This window comes from Pseudomonas sp. HLS-6 TE3448 (genome assembly GCF_053629555.1).
This window is the reverse complement of record NZ_JBRJIO010000001.1, coordinates 4047513-4063407: the sequence shown is the minus strand read 5'-3', so window position 1 is coordinate 4063407 and position 15895 is coordinate 4047513. Positions and strand designations below refer to the sequence as shown.

15 protein-coding genes are annotated in these 15895 nt (G+C 58.7%); 6 read left to right on the top strand and 9 right to left on the bottom strand.

The window, feature by feature from the left end:
• Nucleotides 1-33: 33 nt before the first annotated feature.
• Both AB7M23_RS18580 and AB7M23_RS18575 read right to left on the bottom strand, forming a co-directional pair.
• Nucleotides 34-246: a hypothetical protein gene (locus tag AB7M23_RS18580; protein ID WP_454241640.1), complete on the bottom strand. Its 213-nt coding sequence runs from the start codon at nt 244-246 to the stop codon at nt 34-36.
• Nucleotides 247-424: 178 nt separating this feature from the next.
• Nucleotides 425-1006: a hypothetical protein gene (locus tag AB7M23_RS18575; protein ID WP_454241639.1), complete on the bottom strand. Its 582-nt coding sequence runs from the start codon at nt 1004-1006 to the stop codon at nt 425-427.
• A 164-nt stretch (nt 1007-1170) separates the two neighbouring features.
• On the opposite strand from AB7M23_RS18575, the gene AB7M23_RS18570 reads away from it, so the two are divergent.
• Nucleotides 1171-1413 carry a DUF4113 domain-containing protein gene (locus AB7M23_RS18570; RefSeq protein WP_454241638.1) on the top strand — a complete coding sequence of 81 codons (243 nt, stop codon included), beginning with the start codon at nt 1171-1173 and terminating at the stop codon, nt 1411-1413.
• A gap of 180 nt (nt 1414-1593) precedes the next feature.
• Entirely contained in the window at nt 1594-2373 is a 780-nt protein-coding gene (locus tag AB7M23_RS18565; RefSeq protein ID WP_454241637.1) for a hypothetical protein, read from the top strand.
• 173 nt (nt 2374-2546) lie between these two features.
• Here AB7M23_RS18565 and AB7M23_RS18560 read toward each other — a convergent pair whose 3' ends face one another.
• Nucleotides 2547-3539, bottom strand: coding sequence for a TerC family protein (locus AB7M23_RS18560; protein ID WP_454241636.1), 993 nt, complete (start codon nt 3537-3539; stop codon nt 2547-2549).
• Nucleotides 3540-4442: 903 nt separating this feature from the next.
• On the opposite strand from AB7M23_RS18560, the gene AB7M23_RS18555 reads away from it, so the two are divergent.
• The 4 genes from AB7M23_RS18555 (at nt 4443) to AB7M23_RS18540 (ending at nt 7080) form a co-directional block, all read left to right on the top strand.
• On the top strand, nt 4443-4883 hold the full coding sequence (locus AB7M23_RS18555) for a hypothetical protein (RefSeq protein ID WP_454241635.1): 441 nt from the start codon (nt 4443-4445) through the stop codon (nt 4881-4883).
• 319 nt (nt 4884-5202) lie between these two features.
• Nucleotides 5203-5538, top strand: coding sequence for a hypothetical protein (locus AB7M23_RS18550; RefSeq protein ID WP_454241634.1), 336 nt, complete (start codon nt 5203-5205; stop codon nt 5536-5538).
• Between the two features lie 202 nt (nt 5539-5740).
• A complete protein-coding gene (locus tag AB7M23_RS18545) occupies nt 5741-6436 on the top strand; it encodes a metallophosphoesterase (protein ID WP_454241633.1) in 696 nt (231 codons plus the stop codon).
• Between the two features lie 17 nt (nt 6437-6453).
• On the top strand, nt 6454-7080 hold the full coding sequence (locus AB7M23_RS18540; RefSeq protein ID WP_454241632.1) for a LysE family translocator: 627 nt from the start codon (nt 6454-6456) through the stop codon (nt 7078-7080).
• A 6-nt stretch (nt 7081-7086) separates the two neighbouring features.
• Here the strand turns inward: AB7M23_RS18540 and AB7M23_RS18535 are convergent, their stop codons facing one another.
• The 6 genes from AB7M23_RS18535 to AB7M23_RS18510 form a co-directional block, all read right to left on the bottom strand.
• Complete coding sequence (locus AB7M23_RS18535; RefSeq protein WP_454241631.1) at nt 7087-9522, bottom strand: autotransporter family protein; 2436 nt, start codon at nt 9520-9522, stop codon at nt 7087-7089.
• Nucleotides 9523-9654: 132 nt separating this feature from the next.
• On the bottom strand, nt 9655-9930 hold the full coding sequence (locus AB7M23_RS18530) for a peptidylprolyl isomerase (RefSeq protein WP_065758331.1): 276 nt from the start codon (nt 9928-9930) through the stop codon (nt 9655-9657).
• Nucleotides 9931-9969: 39 nt separating this feature from the next.
• Nucleotides 9970-11940 carry an acetoacetate--CoA ligase gene (locus tag AB7M23_RS18525; protein ID WP_454241630.1) on the bottom strand — a complete coding sequence of 657 codons (1971 nt, stop codon included), beginning with the start codon at nt 11938-11940 and terminating at the stop codon, nt 9970-9972.
• A 106-nt stretch (nt 11941-12046) separates the two neighbouring features.
• The gene (hbdH, locus tag AB7M23_RS18520) at nt 12047-12817 is read right to left on the bottom strand and encodes a 3-hydroxybutyrate dehydrogenase (RefSeq protein WP_454241629.1); all 771 of its coding nucleotides are present in this window, start codon (nt 12815-12817) and stop codon (nt 12047-12049) included.
• A 10-nt stretch (nt 12818-12827) separates the two neighbouring features.
• A complete protein-coding gene (locus AB7M23_RS18515) occupies nt 12828-14219 on the bottom strand; it encodes a GntP family permease (protein ID WP_065758334.1) in 1392 nt (463 codons plus the stop codon).
• Nucleotides 14220-14486: 267 nt separating this feature from the next.
• The gene (locus tag AB7M23_RS18510) at nt 14487-15869 is read right to left on the bottom strand and encodes a sigma-54 interaction domain-containing protein (RefSeq protein WP_454241628.1); all 1383 of its coding nucleotides are present in this window, start codon (nt 15867-15869) and stop codon (nt 14487-14489) included.
• Between the last annotated feature and the right edge of the window lie 26 nt (nt 15870-15895).

The following is a 15895-nucleotide window of genomic DNA, read 5'->3' as shown; positions in this document are numbered from 1 at the left end:
ATATAAGCCCCTGAAAATTTACAGAGTCATGCGCTAATGGAGCGTCACAATCCTGCAACTTTCGCCAAGCCTGATCCGGTCCAGCGCCCGGTTTAACGAATCCAAGGCATTGATGAGGGCTTTCGTCTCGGCCTCGCGGTCATCCCCCCAAAGGCGTTCAGCCATTTTATTCAGGGCCTGAATGGATCTTTCAATGTCAACAGCGGTTGCTGTGGCGGTGTCTGTAGGCCGCTTCTTTTTTGGCATTTTTAGAGATTCCGCGGCGACCGCACGACGATGCCGACGATCTGGCAATTGCTGGACGAAACATTCTCGATATCCGGGCCGGGATCATTGCTGATCAAGCTGCCTTGACGGCGGCGCAGCCCTGTATAAATGAACTGTGTTTGAATTAGATGTGGCGGGATTTCAGCGCTGGACGCGCTCACAGTTGTGATACGTCCGGGCTGGATGATTGCTCTTCATTCTGTAGGTTGCTGATAGAAATTGGCGAGTTGGTTAACACCACGCTGTAGGTGCCGAGGTCCTCGTCGTTGCGCTGAGAGCAGATGGATATGCTTTCGCCCTCCCATTGAAGAACTTCGTTATCAAAGGTGGCGCCTGATTTCATTTTAACCAGATTGATCTTGCTAGCTGTAGGCGGGCCGTAATCAGTTCTCAGCATATCGGCAACGAGGGCGCTACTATTCGACGGCCCCGCGAACACAAGCTTTTCAATTTTGTTGTCGGATAGGTGGACAATAAGCTGGTAGCCGAGCAACACGCGGTTGGACTTGGCGCCCTGGATCAGAAATTTGGCCGGAGTTTCGGTAGCGATGCGACAGGGTTCTGTTGAGGCGCTTTTGCTAGCCGAGCACTCATCTACATTTTTGAGGAAGTCCCCCTGAAGATCCACGCCCATGAAGGTCTTAGGCTCTTGAGTCCACGCTGTGGGCTGGTTTGCATCGATAGCTAAGGCACAGGACGGAATCAGGATTCCGGCCATCATGAGCTTGACTGAATACATAACTTCTTCGCTGATAAGTTTTTGCGGAGCCCATTATTCTCGCCGATGCCGACAAGCACAAGTACACGTACAAGCCTTTGTTGGCGATGTTAGCCGTGAACGAATAGTCTAACTGGCTTGAGAGGCCGCCTGGACTGCCCTGACCGAATGATCGGGGCTCAGTCATGGACGATCTGGAAGGGAAGATGAAAGCCGGTCAGCCGTTATGGCGGCAGGCAATGGACGCACTGCGCCGTTACAACGAAGCTAACGGCGTTCTCTTTCCGGAAGAGGTTGAGCGAAGGGAAGTGCCTTGCTCCGTGATTGGGAGAGTGACGGTGAAGATAGGCGTCATTTTGCCGGGAGACAGGCCGTGGCAGATGAAGCGGGAGATGCTCTCTCAAGGGGATACGACAAGCTGGAAGTAGCTGCCGAGGGTTGGGTGAGCGATTTTCACTCAGCAGTAGTGGAGATCTACCACCACCAAGCTAAATCGACTTAAACTTGGCCCGACGTGGCAGATAGCCATCCCTCGTAGAGTTTCCAGCAGTATCACGCTTGATCGTCCTGCTTGCTCCACCGCGCTGCCATCTAAGGAAAGAGACTTAATGAAGAAAATAGTTGCAACCGCACTGCTTACGTCTATCTTCGCGTCTGCTTACGCGAATGAGAATTATGATCTGGAATGTACGCTCGATACTGGCGAGGTCATGACCCTCAGTCACGTCAGTGATACAGTATATATCGAGTTTCTGGGGGCAGATGATGACCCTGACGAAGGCGGGAGTGTGATTAAACTTGATGCTCCTTCCGGTGGCGCACAGCAAATCTTGAATAATGCTGGAGGGGTGCAGTCATTCGTTCTGCGTGGTACTGACGCTGATATTGATGGTGCAATCGCTGTTGTTTACGAAACGCGTGAAGGTAAGCAAGGTGCTTATTTTAGTCTCATGGATCAAATGGGAAAGGAAACAGGGAGTCACACATGCAAGCCTGAAAGCATTAAGGCGTCCAGAACGTTGTTAATGGCTGGGCTTTCTGGGCTTAAAAGCCCGCTCGACAATAATTTGGCGAACACAGTCGCTGAAAAGCCAAAAGCAGAAACATCGCCCGTCAAAATAAATGTCGATGAAAGACTGTTTAAGTATGGCGCTGTCAGAACGCCGTATCGCACAGTGAATATAGTGAGTGTTGCGGACGACTTAACGATCAATGGCGTCATAGTAAATCGCAATCAGTGTACGGAAAGCATGGCTAATCCCAAAAAGCCAGTAAGCTTGCCTTTTGGTAAAACGATTACTTATAGCTACAACATCGAATATCGACGCTGTGATGTTGTCGAGGTTGTTGTTGATACTAGCAAAGGGACGTGGACTTTCAACCCTTAATGAACAATAACGTATCCCTGCTGCATTCGCGCAGGAGGGATACATGGGTATGACGGCAGTTATACGGCTTCCGGTCGTGAATGCCCCGTTTGGTGATGAGAGGTCGCCATTGGTGGGGGCGACCTTCACAGGTCGAATTCCTGTTTCACGCGCTACACGCTCAGGCTCTCAATTCAGTGATCGCCTTCATCGCCTGCCCGTACTCGCGTCTTCCACAGTGACAACAATACCCCACCTGTGAGCAACGCAAGTGTGACGCTTAGCGATACTGCAGCAGGTACCTTGCCGACGATGTCGTGTAGAAAGATCTTTGCGCCGATGAACACGAGCACCAGAGCCAAGGCGTATTTCAGGTAGGTAAAACGATGAATCATCGCGGCAAGTGCAAAGTACAGTGCGCGAAGGCCCAAGATGGCAAAGATATTTGATGTGTAAATGACAAAGGTATCTTGGGTGATTGAGAAGATGGCGGGAACACTGTCAATGGCAAATACCAGGTCGGCACATTCAATCAGAATCAACGCCAGGAACAAGGGTGTAATCCAGAGCACCTTCTTGCCTGTCTTGTCCGCTTGACGAATGAAGAACGATTGTCCGTGAAGGCGCTCTGTTATGCGCAGATGGCTGCGCAGGAATTTGACGAATCGATTGTTCTCCAGATCGGGTTGATCGTTAACCGACGCAAAAAGCATTTTAACACCCGTGAACAGCAGGAAGGCGCCGAATATATAAAGAACCCAGCTGAACTCGGCGATCAAAGCAGCGCCCAAGCCAATCATGATGGCCCGGAGCACGATCACACCCATGATTCCCCAGAACAGTACGCGATGCTGAAGTGCCCGGGGAATGGCCAGGAATCCGAAAATCAATGCGATGACGAAAACGTTATCCATCGAGAGCGACTTCTCGATCAAGAAGCCGGTCAGGTAATCCATACTGGCGTCGGCCCCCTTCTGGAAGTAGACCCAGACGGAGAAAAGCAAGCCCATGGATATGTAGCCCGCCGACAGTAGCAAACTCTCCTTTACATTGATTTCTCGGTGTTCGCGATGCAGGACGCCGAGGTCAAAGGCGAGTAATGCGATGACGATCGCAAGGAAAGTCAGCCAGAGCCAGGCGGCAGTGCCCAGCACATCAGCGAAGATGATCGAATGTAAGACAGTCATGAGCCTCTCCTGTTAGTCGTAGTTTTACCAACTATGACTCCGACATGGCGGCTGCATGCCGTCAGAGGGGCCCGGCGTCACTGATGACAGACTAGAAATAACCGCTTTGATTCTTCAAGCGCTGTTTTTTTGCAAAGTGTATCTGTGGCGGATGATCGGTGGGTATACGGCACAGATACACTTTCCAGGACCCTGGGGTACAGGGCATTAGCGCCTAAATGCAGGGGGCAGCCAGATCGCTGCCTATACTCCAGACGAGCGAGCAAGCCTGGGGGCTGCACCATGGATCTGACCGAGATGATGAAGGCGGGTGAGCAGCTTCTAAAAAGAGCCCTTGAGGCTGTTTGCGCGTATCACAAGGCTAGAGATTCATCGACGCCACCTGAAGAGGTTGAGCGTCTTCGCCTGGAAGCCGAGTCGCTGATGCGGGCCGTGCAACACTACCAGCAGCGCGCACTGGGGGTATCTGGGAAGGGGCCGTATCCTTCGCCACGCTCCGGATCTGCGGCATCGTAACCAGGAATTATCAGCAGTTGCGAGGCTATAGTGTGGTGCTGATTAAGGGGATAACCATGAAGTGCTTGATCTGTTCTGCAGACGCGCGGGAAGTGGACTCTGAAATGGATGGCATTGAGCTCGTATGCCCGGAGTGCGGGCACTTCGGGGTTTCATCCCTGATCATGAAGCAGAGGGCCATGCGGGCTTTTGATGTCGAGAGAACTCAGACGTTTCTTCATTGTGAGCGTGAAATCAACCCTGATCGACTACCGATAATCAATAGCGAGACGGTCATTTGGGCGTAGCGTGGGACCGGTCGTCGAAAGATAATCACGCCGATGCTGGCTGACTAGAATCTAGTGGGGGGATCACGTCAACGTAACCTGAAAAATCAGGAGGCTTACGATGAACAGAGTACCCTCACTGGCATTGCTGGTGACAGCCGGCTTGCTCTCAGGCGTGGCAACAGCGGGTGATCATCAGGTGGTCAACGTTGCTCTTAACGCCACTCAGTACAACACGGGCCATGTGGCATCAGCGTTGTTGTCGCCAACGACGGGAAACAGGACGGGGCTTTCGATTGTTTTGGGCGGGGTGCCAAGCGGTACGGCATTACCTGTGCACATCGACACGTATATCTACTCAGGGACGTGTGAGCGCATGGGGCCAAAGCCGGTCTATGAGATGAATCAGTCGATGACGACAAGGTCTATGTCGTCACCAATGCGGCTGTCCACCATAGCGCCTGTTTCACTGGCTGCGCTTCGCTCTGGGGACTATGTCCTGGTCTTGAGGGCCGGCCCGATGGACGGGAGTGTCAATCTCTTCTGCGGCAACATCACATGATGCCTGAACCGGCAATCGCAATAACCTGATGCTGAATGGCAACGCTGTAATGCCTACCGCCAGTCCCCACACGCATTCAAGCCCTGGCGAGCAAAAAAAAGCCCGCTAGGGGAGGCGGGCTGATGTGGAGTTTCCAAAGGAGCAGTTGCGACCTTAGGCGTTGGGCTGTGAAGGCTGCGTGAAAGTGATGTAATCGAAAAGTCAGCAGTCACGCCGTGCGCTAATAGCCGCTGCCGCCTATCCGCCCTAGCTAGACCTTTGGTGAGGTCACAACCCCGCCGCTTTGATCTAAAGTGCCGGCTTTTGCTCAAGGTGTGCCATGCAGAAGACAGTCGTCGCCGCGATGATCAGCGTGCTCCTGGCGGGATGCTCATTGCCAGTGGCCCTCACGCCCAATTCCCCAACGATTTCAGAGCGCTCGGCAAAGTCGCCGGACGACTATAGCGCGTGTGTCATGGCGCGTTGGCAGCAACAGCAGCATGCTCAGGTGGATCGCAAGGCGATCTCCAGAGGCTATGAGCTCAGCGTGTCAGGCAGCGTGACTGCCAGTGACTACCTTGAGGTTCATCGGCAAGGTGAGGGCAGCCTGATTTCCTTCTATGAGGGCGCGCCTTGGCATGCATCGGTTAAACGTGCTGTGTACGAGTGCCTGTAGTTCCCCGTTTGCAAACCTCCGTTCACGGATTGGCTTGCCTGAGGCGTGAAGGCACGTGTTCAGGGCGGGCTATGCTTGAAGTAAATAGCCCCTTTCGGCCTTGGCCAGGTTCAGCTCGCGTTCGAGGAGCAGATCATCGACTCTTCGCCGTCCTGGATTGTCTTCGTGAAAACCTGAGCCTCGTATCAGCAGGAGGGGCGCGGTGGGACGCTTGCAGCGCGTTGCGCGTAATGAACGGGGCCGGGATTTCGCGGTCGGTGATATTCACGGCCATTTTCGGCGGTTGGAGCAGGCACTGGCATTGATTGGCTTCGATGCCAGCAGGGACCGCCTGTTCAGCGTGGGCGATCTGGTTGATCGCGGGCCAAACAGCGAAGAGGTGCTTGCCTGGTTGCAGCGCCCCTGGTTCTTTGCCGTGCAGGGCAATCACGAGGCGCTTGCCGTGGCCCATGTTCAAGGACAGTGGCTCGATGTTGAATTGTATCGGGCCAATGGTGGTGCCTGGTTCCTGGACAGCCCTGCCGCAGAGCAGGCCCGATATGCCGAGCAATTTGCCCGTTTGCCGCTGGCGTTGGAGATCGACACGCTTGCTGGCCCGGTCGGTGTGCTGCACGCCGACTGCCCGTGTCCCAGTTGGCAGGCGTGGTGTGATCAACTGGCTGTTGGTCCGGTGAAAGCCGCGCAGGACATTTGCCAGTGGTCCCGTCGGCGCTTGCAGCAGAATGACCCGACACCTGTCGCGGGTTTGCGGGCGCTGATTGTCGGGCATACGCCAGGGCCATCAGTGCGGGTGCTCGGTAATGTCTGGCATATCGATACCGGCGGCTGGTTGAATGGGCATTTCTCCTTTCTGGAGTTGGCCGCGCTTGACGTGAGGTCGGCCAGGCGAGAGTCTTGAGGTTTTTGGAGTGGCCCATGGACATCTCGAGCCTCTTGCTGTTTGTGCCCGCCTGCTTTGCCTTGAACATGGCGCCGGGGCCCAACAACCTGCTGTCCCTTAACAACGCCAGCCGCTACGGTCTGCGTACCGCTTGCGTGGCGGGTGCCGGTCGCCTGCTGGCCTTTGCCGGGATGATCGCCCTGGCCGCGACCGGGCTGGCCGTGGTCTTGCACGCCAGTGAGTATTTGTTCCTGATGATCAAGGTGCTGGGGGCGGCCTACCTGTTCTACATCGCCTGGCAGTTGTGGTGGGCGCCGGTCGGGCAAGACGGCGTGGCCGTGGAGCGCGATGCCGGTACCCTGCGCCTGGCGCGTCAGGAATTCTGGGTCGCAGCTGGCAACCCCAAGGCCATTTTGATCTTCACCGCGTTCCTGCCACAGTTCGTCAATGTGTCCAGCGACACTGCAGTCAGTGAACAGTTTGCGGTATTGGGTGGCTTGTTCCTGCTGCTGGAATGGTTGGCCATTGCTATTTATGCCTGGTTGGGGGCGTACATGCAGCGCTGGTTCAGCCAGCCGGCTCGGCGCCGGCTGTTCAACCGCGTCAGTGCGTCGTTGCTTGCCTGCGCAGGTGTTGGTCTGCTGGCTGCCCGCCGCGCGTGAGACCCGCTACCACCTCACACGCAGGCCGAGGTTGGCGCCGACCTGTTCCTGTTGGCGGCTGTCGAGGTTGTAGCCGTAATCCAGGCTGGCGTAAACGCTGAGGGAGGGGCTTGGCTGGGCGCTGAGGCCTGCGCCGACATCCATCCAGGTGCTTTTGTGATCTGTCTTGATCGCATCGGCAGCGTCGAAGCTGACGCTGTCGCGCCCGCCGAAGCTCTGCCAGATGTTACTGCGCAGGTAAGGTTGCACGGGTACTCGACCGGCCTGGAAATGGCCTTTAAGGCGTGCGCCCACGCGCGCGCTGATGTCGTGCTGGTTGTCGTAGCTGATCCGTGAGATCCCATCATTGGCACTGTGCAGGCTGACCGACTGGACGATCAGTTGTGCCTGCGGTTCCACCACCCACCGGCTGTTCAAGGGCAATGGATAGCCGCTTTCCAGCGAGCCGGTAATCGTGTGGCCGTTCAGGTCCAATGTGACGCCGCGATCTGAGCGGGTGCGACCGTCCAGGTCGGTGTACTGCAGCACGCCATCCAGGTACCACTGTTGCGGGCCGACCAGCGTCCAATAGGCGCCTATGCTATCGCCATCCAGGCGCACGTCACCGACGTGATTGTCGGTGAAACCCAAGGCAAAACCGCTGATATCACCCGTGAGCCGGGCATGACCGAGGTACAGCCCCAGGTGGTGGCGGTAGCCGTCATTGTCGAGCGCGGCATACAGATCATGCCCCACCTGATAGCCGCGCAGATCGCCGTCAAGGCTCGGGGTAACCGTACCAGACCAACGTTGCCGCAGTTGATCACCAACAGTTCGCGCCCAACCGGCGGCAATCGGCCCGGTTTCGTTGAGCAGGTTCTGTTCACCCTGGCGCTCATGGAACGTACTCAGGGTCAGGCGCGGCAGCAGCGCAGCTGCACGGCTTGCTGCCGCATACAGTGGCACCTCTGCGCGGTAAAGGGGGATGCTCTCACCGGCGATCGCTGTCGGTAATGCCGGGGTTCCAGGGGCCGCGACCGGCACACTCAGGGCGGGCGGCGCCTCACCCGGCTCCGCCGTTGTGACGGGGGCGATCACGCTCGAGCGCAGGTACCAGTTGTTCTCGCTGCCCGCCGTGACGCCGCCTTTGAACAGGTAGTACTCATACGCACCGGCAGACAGCGACGAGCCCAGGCGGAAGGCATCGGCGCTGCTGGTTGCGCCGGCTGTCGCCTCAACCACCTGTATCCCGTTTTGGGCAGTTTGCGCGCCAACGCCGTTCAGGTTGTTGACCTGCAAGGTTGTGGTGCCGGAAATGCTGCCTTCGCTGACGATCAAGCGGTCGGAATGGGCTGCATCGCTGGCCAGGACGCTGTTGAGTCTGAGAACCCCATTGAGCCCGATGTAATCGCCGGTCAGTGTCAGGCGCCCTTGCGCATCGCTGCCACCACTCAGGTCGACCAGCCCTGCATTGTTCAGCGTGGCGTGCTGCCCGGCGGCCAGTGGCGCTACGGCGCCGCTGTGTGACAGCAACTGGCTGCTGGAATCGATGTTCAGCACGCCAGTGCCACTGTTTGTATCGCCCAGCAAGAGGGTATCGTTCAAGGTGAGCACCGAGCCATTGTTCAATGACACGGTCTCCCATCCCACATAACGCGCGCCGTTCTCCGGGCTACTGGTGTCGAAGATCAGGTGGTCATTGCCATCGCCGCCATCAATCAGCCGGGTAGTGGCCAGATGTGTTTCATCAAGGTTGATCAGCAATGCCTGATCATCATCAGGGCCTGTTTGCACGCTGCCGCGGATTACACCGCCGTCTTTCCAGATGAAACGGTCGTTACCGAAACTCAGCAGTACGTCGCCACCGACCTCGCCGCCGCTGATGGTCACGCTGTCGGTACCCCCGCTGAGACTGATGTTGCCGCCGATGTTGCCATTGCTGAGGAGGATCGTATCGTTGCCGAAGCCGGCCACCAGGTTGCCGTCGATGCTGCCCCCGGACATGTCGAACAGGTTGTCGTCCAGTTTCATGTTCACGCGGCCAATCCGGCCACCCGTCATGATGGCGTAGTCGCCATCCTCGAACGCGCCGACGATGCGCCCACCGCTCATGAGAAAAGTATCGAGGCCATCGCCTTGGGTGAGTGATTGGATCTGTCCTCCGTTCATGACGAAGGTGTCGATACCGCCCCCTTGGCCGACGTTGCCCGCAATGGTGCCGGAATCAATCTGCACCCGATCACGTCCAGCGCCAAAGGTCACGTTGCCCGTAATACTGCCGGTGCCATCCGTGGGCATCAGCAGGCTGTTGTCGCCTGAGGTGTCGGACAGTGATGCAGCGATGCCACTGTCACACACGTAAGCATCGTCGCCACTCCCCGGGGCGAAGCTGCAGGCTGCAAAAGCGGCGTCACCCAACAGGGGCAAGGCCCCGAGGGTCATGAGCCAGCGAAATTTTCGCATGCTTGAGTACCTCAATGGCGCACGTCTGTGTGCTCCAAGGGGTATAACCCAATGGCCGAAACTGACAACTGACAGAAATGACAGGTGGTGAACGGTTACCGCGGCTCGCCGCTGGAGAAGCCCGGGCCGGGTTCAGTCGCGGAAGAACACCTGCACCAGGTGGTAACCGAATTTACTCTTGATCGGCCCGTGCACGGTACGCAGGGGTTTCTTGAAAATTACCTGGTCAATTGCACCGACCATCTGCCCGGGGCGCACTTCGCCCAAATCGCCGCCGCGCTTGCCGGAAGGGCAGGTGGAGAACTTTTTGGCCAGCACGTCAAAGGCTTCGCCCTTGGCAATGCGTTGCTTGAGTTGCTCGGCCTCTTCGGCGGTTTTGACCAGAATATGGCGGGCCTGTGCTTTCATGGCTGTAGGTACCTCTGTGACGCCTGAGAAAAGCGCCGATTATGCCTCATCGCGCAGCTCTGCGCGGTCGCGAAAATGTGCCAGTGCTTCGGGGTTGGCCAAGGCATCGGTATTTTTCACCGGCTGACCGTGAACCACATTACGTACTGCCAACTCGACGATCTTGCCGCTGATGGTGCGTGGGATATCGCTGACCGCCACAATCACTGCGGGTACATGCCGTGGTGTCGTGTTGGCACGGATGGTCTGGCGGATGCGTGTTTGCAGGGCATCATCGAGGACGATACCGTCGCGCAGCCGGACGAACAGCACCACCCGAACATCGTCCTGCCAGTGTTGACCGATGGCGACGCTTTCCAGCACCTCGTCGATCTTTTCTACCTGACGGTAGATCTCAGCCGTACCGATGCGCACGCCGCCGGGGTTGAGTACGGCGTCGGAGCGGCCGTGGATGATAATGCCGCCGCTGGCCGTTTCCTCGGCATAGTCGCCCTGTGCCCACACACCGGGAAACTGGCTGAAGTAGGCCGCCTTGAAACGCTCGGCCTGCGGGTCGTTCCAGAACCCCAACGGCATCGCCGGGAAGTGTCGGGTACAGACCAGCTCGCCTTTTTCGCCAATCACCGGGTGGCCCTCATCGTTCCAGACCTCTACTGCCATGCCCAGGCTCTTGCACTGGATCTCGCCACGCCTTACGGGCAGGGTGGGGTTGCCGATCACGAAACAGGAGACGATGTCGGTACCGCCCGACATCGACACCAGATGCAGGTCGTGCTTGAACGCGCGGTACACGTAGTCATAGCTCTGCGGTGACAACGGCGAGCCGGTGGACAGTAGCAGGCGCAAGCGCTCCAGACGGTGGCTGAGCCGCGGTTGCAGGCCTTCATGCTCCAGTGCAGTCAGGTACTTTGCGCTGGTGCCGAACACGCTGATTGACTCGCTGTCGATCAGGTCGAGCAGGCGCCCCGCGTCAGGGTACAGCGGCGAGCCATCGTACAGCACCAGCGTCGCGCCCAGGGCCAAGCCGCTGACCAGCCAGTTCCACATCATCCAGCCACAGGTGGTGTAGTAGAACAGGGTGTCGCCTGGGCCAAGGCTGTTGTGCAGGCCATGTTCCTTCAGGTGTTGCAGCAGCACACCTCCGGCCGAATGAACGATGCACTTGGGCACACCGGTAGTCCCACTGGAGTACAGGATGTAGAGCGGGTGGTCGAACGGCAGGGGCGTAAACGTCGGTGTACCGCCTGGCTGATAGAAGTCGTCCCACAGGCTGACCTTGGCCGCGCAGTGGAAGTCCGCAGTCTGCGCTTGCGTGCGGGTGTACGGCAGCACCAGCACCTGCTCAAGGTTTGGCAACTGGGCCAGTACCTCGTTGATTTTATCGGTCTGGTCGATGTCTTTGCCGGCGTAGTGATAACCCGCGCAGACGATCAGCAGTTTGGGTTCGATCTGGCCAAAGCGGTCGACAATGCCATGGGTACCGAACTCTGGCGAGGAGCACGACCAGACGGCGCCCAGGCTGGTGCAGGCGAGCATCGCCACCAGGGTATGCCAGGTGTTAGGCAGACAGGCCGCGACACGGTCGCCGACACCGATACCGATCGCCTTGAAACTGCGCTGCAGCCCTGCAACCTGGGCGGCCAGCTCCGTGTGGCTGAGGGTGAAACGGCTGCCGTCTTCGCGCAGAGACACCACGGCGCAGTTGTCACGGCGGAGGTCGTCGCGGCGCAACAGGTGCTCGGCGAAATTCAGGGTCGCGCCGCTGAACCAGCGAGCATCGGGCATGTGCGGGCCTTCCTCGAGCACTTGCCGGGGTGGCTGATGCCAGCGCACCTCGAACGTGTCGGCCAGGGCCTGCCAGAAGGCCTCGCGCTGCTCGATGCTCCAGCGGTGCAGGTCATGGTAGTCGTCAAGGTGCACCCCATGGCGACGGTTGATCTGCCGACGAAAGGCATCCATCGGGCTGGCCTGGATTTGCGCCTCGGTCGGGCGCCAGAGCACCTCGTTCATGCCATGTCCTCTTTGTTATCGTCCTGAGAACAGTGTATTCGCCAACCTCGGGGCTGACAGCCAGAATTGCTGTGTTGGCCGCAGCCCGTCTGGCAAAGCACCTGCCTTACTGGGCCAGCCAGCCGCCGTCGATGTTCCAGGCGGCGCCGCGAACCTGGCTGCCAGCCTCACTACAGAGGAACGCTACCAGCTCGCCCAGGTGTTCGGGGGTGACGAAGGCCAGTGACGGCTGCTTCTCGGCCAACAGATCGTGTTGCGCCTGCTGCGGATCGATGCCACCTGCGGCGCGGTCGTCGATCTGCTTTTGCACCAGCGGCGTCAGCACCCAGCCAGGGCAGATAGCATTGCAGGTGATCGGGGTCGTGGCGGTTTCCAGCCCAACCACCTTGGTCAGCCCGATCACCCCGTGCTTGGCCGCAACATAGGCGGCTTTACCCACCGAGCCGACCTGGCCATGCACCGAGGCGATATTGATGATCCGCCCCCAGTTGCGTTGGCGCATGCCCGGCAGTGCCAGCCGCGTGCTATGGAACACGGCCGACAGGTTGAGCGCGATGATCGCGTCCCAGCGCTCGGTGGGGAAGGACTCAACCGGCGCAACGTGCTGGATGCCGGCATTGTTGACCAGGATATCGACACCCCCGAACTCGCGGTTGGCATAGGCGAAGAGGTCTTCGATCTGCTGCACATCACTCAGGTCGGCGGGGTGGTGGCCCACGCGGGTGCCGTGACGGGCAACCTCGGCGATGGCCGCACTGGCGTCACCGAAGCCGTTGAGTATGAGGTTGGCACCGGCTTGGGCCAATACCTGCGCGATCCCCAGGCCAATACCACTGGTAGAGCCGGTCACCAATGCGGTTTTACCGTTGAAGTTCATGTTGTGCTCCTTAAACGATGCCCGTGGCGTAGAAAGTGGCGATAACCACGAATACCGCCAGGGTCTTGATCAGGGTGATGCCGAAAATGTCCTTGTAGGCTTCGCGGTGGGTTAGCCCGGTGACTGCCAGCAAGGTAATCACCGCGCCGTTGTGGGGCAGGGTGTCCATGCCACCGCTGGCCATCGAAGCCACGCGGTGCAGTACTTCCAGCGGAATGTTCGCGGCGTTGGCGGCAGCGATGAACGTCTCCGACATGGCTGCCAGGGCGATGCTCATGCCGCCGGACGCAGAGCCGGTAATGCCCGCCAGCAGGGTGACGGTGACGGCTTCGTTGACCAGTGGGTTGGGAATGCTCTTGAGCGCATCGGCCAGCACCAGAAAGCCCGGCAGCGAGGCGATGACTGCACCGAAGCCGTACTCCGACGCGGTATTCATCGCGGCCAGCAAGGCACCGTTGACGGCGCTCTTGGTGCCCTCTGCCAGGCGCGTGCGAATGGCCCTGTAGCCGCACACCAGCACCATCAGAATGCCAATCAGCAACGCGGCTTCTACCGCCCAGATTGCGGTGAGCTTGGCGATATCGCTTTGTACCGGGGTGCTCATGCCGGGCAGGCTCAAGCTATGGGTCTTGCCGTACCAGGCGGGAATCCAGTGGGTAAACAGCAGGTTCATCACCCCCACCAACACCAGTGGCGACAGGGCCAACAGCGGGTTGGGCAGGGTCAGGTCGGTGGCTGTTTCGGGCTCGTTGCGCAAATCCGTGCCGTAACCTTCGCCGGCCCGTTGGGCCTTGTTGCGTTGGCGTTGCAGGTAAAGCATGCCGGCACAGAAAACGAACACCGTACCGATCAGCCCCAGCCACGGCGCTGCCCAGGCGGTGGTGTTGAAGAAGGTACTGGGGATGATGTTCTGGATCTGTGGGGTGCCGGGCAAGGCGTCCATGGTGAAGGAGAACGCGCCCAGGGCAATGGTGGCCGGGATCAGCCGCTTGGGGATGTTGCTCTGGCGAAACATTTCGGCCGCGAACGGGTAGACGGCGAAAACCACCACGAACAGCGAAACGCCACCATAGGTCAGCAGGGCGCAGACCAGTACGATCACCAGCATTGCCTGGCGGGTACCGAGGACGCGTATGGCTGCAGCGACAATCGAGCGGGAAAAGCCGGACAGTTCAATCAGCTTGCCGAATACGGCACCCAGCAGAAACACCGGGAAGTAGAGCTTGATGAACCCGACCATTTTCTCCATGAACACCCCGGTAAAGGCGGGTGCAACGGCAGAAGGGTCTGTCAGCAACACCGCGCCAAGCGCGGCGATGGGGGCGAACAGGATAACGCTATAACCACGGTAAGCAGCCAGCATCAGCAGCGCAAGCGCTGCCAGGGCGATGATTACACTCATCGAGTGTCTCCTTGAGGCATCTTGTTTTTGTTGATGCGACGGAGATAGCGGGATTCGTGCCAGTTTTACAAGGTATTGAAATATAAGGGTTTTATTGTTTTTGAGCGCAATGCGAGGCGCTATTTTCTCTGAACAGAGACAAGTGATTGGCCTGAGTGCGCTGTGGCGCTGGAAATCAGCCGGATTAGCGCTGTATAGCTTCTGTCTCTATAAAGAGACGGTGTTTCTCTTTATGGAGACAAGCGCTGCGCGCAAGGCCGGCGATGATCACAACCCCAGCGCAACCATTTTCTTGTACAGGGTCGAACGGCCAAGGCCCAGTTGTCTGGCGGCTTCTGGCACGTTGCCTGCGCACTGCGCCAACGTATCGGTCAGTAACTGCCGCTCGAAATCTTCGCAGGCCTGTTTGTAGGTTTTCTGTGGCGCTTGTTGCGCCAGCGGTGCCAAGGTGCCCAAGGCGGCCTGGATGTCGCTCGCGCCGAGTCGTGGATGATCGGCCAGCAAGGTCGCTCGCTCCAGTACGTTGCGCAGTTCACGTATGTTGCCCGGCCAGGCATGCCGGAGCAGCAGCGCCTGGGCCTCGGCCTCCAGCTCATGCTGGCTGCCCAGGTCTTCCAGAATCGCCTCGCTCAGGGCCGGCAGATCTTCCAGCCGTGCGCGCAGCGGTGGCACATTGATCGGCAAGACATTGAGCCGGTAATACAGGTCGGCACGGAAGCTGCCATTGGCCATGGCAGCCTCCAGGTTTGTCGACGTGGCCGCGATGATCCGTACGTCACTGCGCATCACCTGGTTGGAGCCAACGGGTTCGTACTCTTTCTCTTGCAGTACACGTAACAGCTTGCTCTGTAGCGGCAACGGCATGTCGCCAATTTCGTCGAGGAACAAGGTGCCGCCTTGGGCGATCTGCAGTTTGCCGGGGCGGCCCTTGCGGTCTGCACCGGTAAAGGCGCCTGGCGCCGTGCCGAAGAACTCGGCTTCCAGCAAGGCCTCGGGGATGGCCGCGCTGTTGATGCTGACAAACGCCTTGTGCGCACGCGGTGAGGCCGCGTGAATGGCATGGGCCAGGAGTTCCTTGCCGGTGCCGGTTTCGCCGAGCAGCAGCACCGGGGAGTCGCTGCCTGCACCGCGTCGGGCACGGCGTTTGATCTCGAGGGTTGCCGCGCTGGTGCCAATGAACTGGGCGAAGCTGTACTTGGCCTGGCGCGCCTGCAGCAGCGAGCGGGTCGAGGCCAGTTCCTGCTGCATGCTCGAATAGCGCTTGAGCAATGGCGAGAGGCTGCGCAGCTCATCAAACAAGGCGAAGCCAATGGCGCCGATCACGCCGCCTTTGGCATCCTGAATGGGCAGGCGCATCACCACCAGCGGTTCTTTGGGGGTGTCGAGCATGTCGAGCAGTATGGGGCGCCCGTTGCTGACCACTTCACGCATCAGGGTGCCGGGGATCACCGCTTCGCACGGTTGGCCGATGGCGCTGCTGGCATCCTCCAGGCCGAAGCGGCGGGCATAGCGCTCGTTCATCCAGACGATGCGTGCATCGCGGTCAACGATCACCGTGCCTTCGCTGGATTGCTCGATGATTTCGAACAGCGAGCGAATCGCCAGTAAGCGTACCCGCTGATAGTCCTTGAGGTTGTCGCTGTCGTGCATGAACCGCTCCTTGGGGCCGGGTCAGG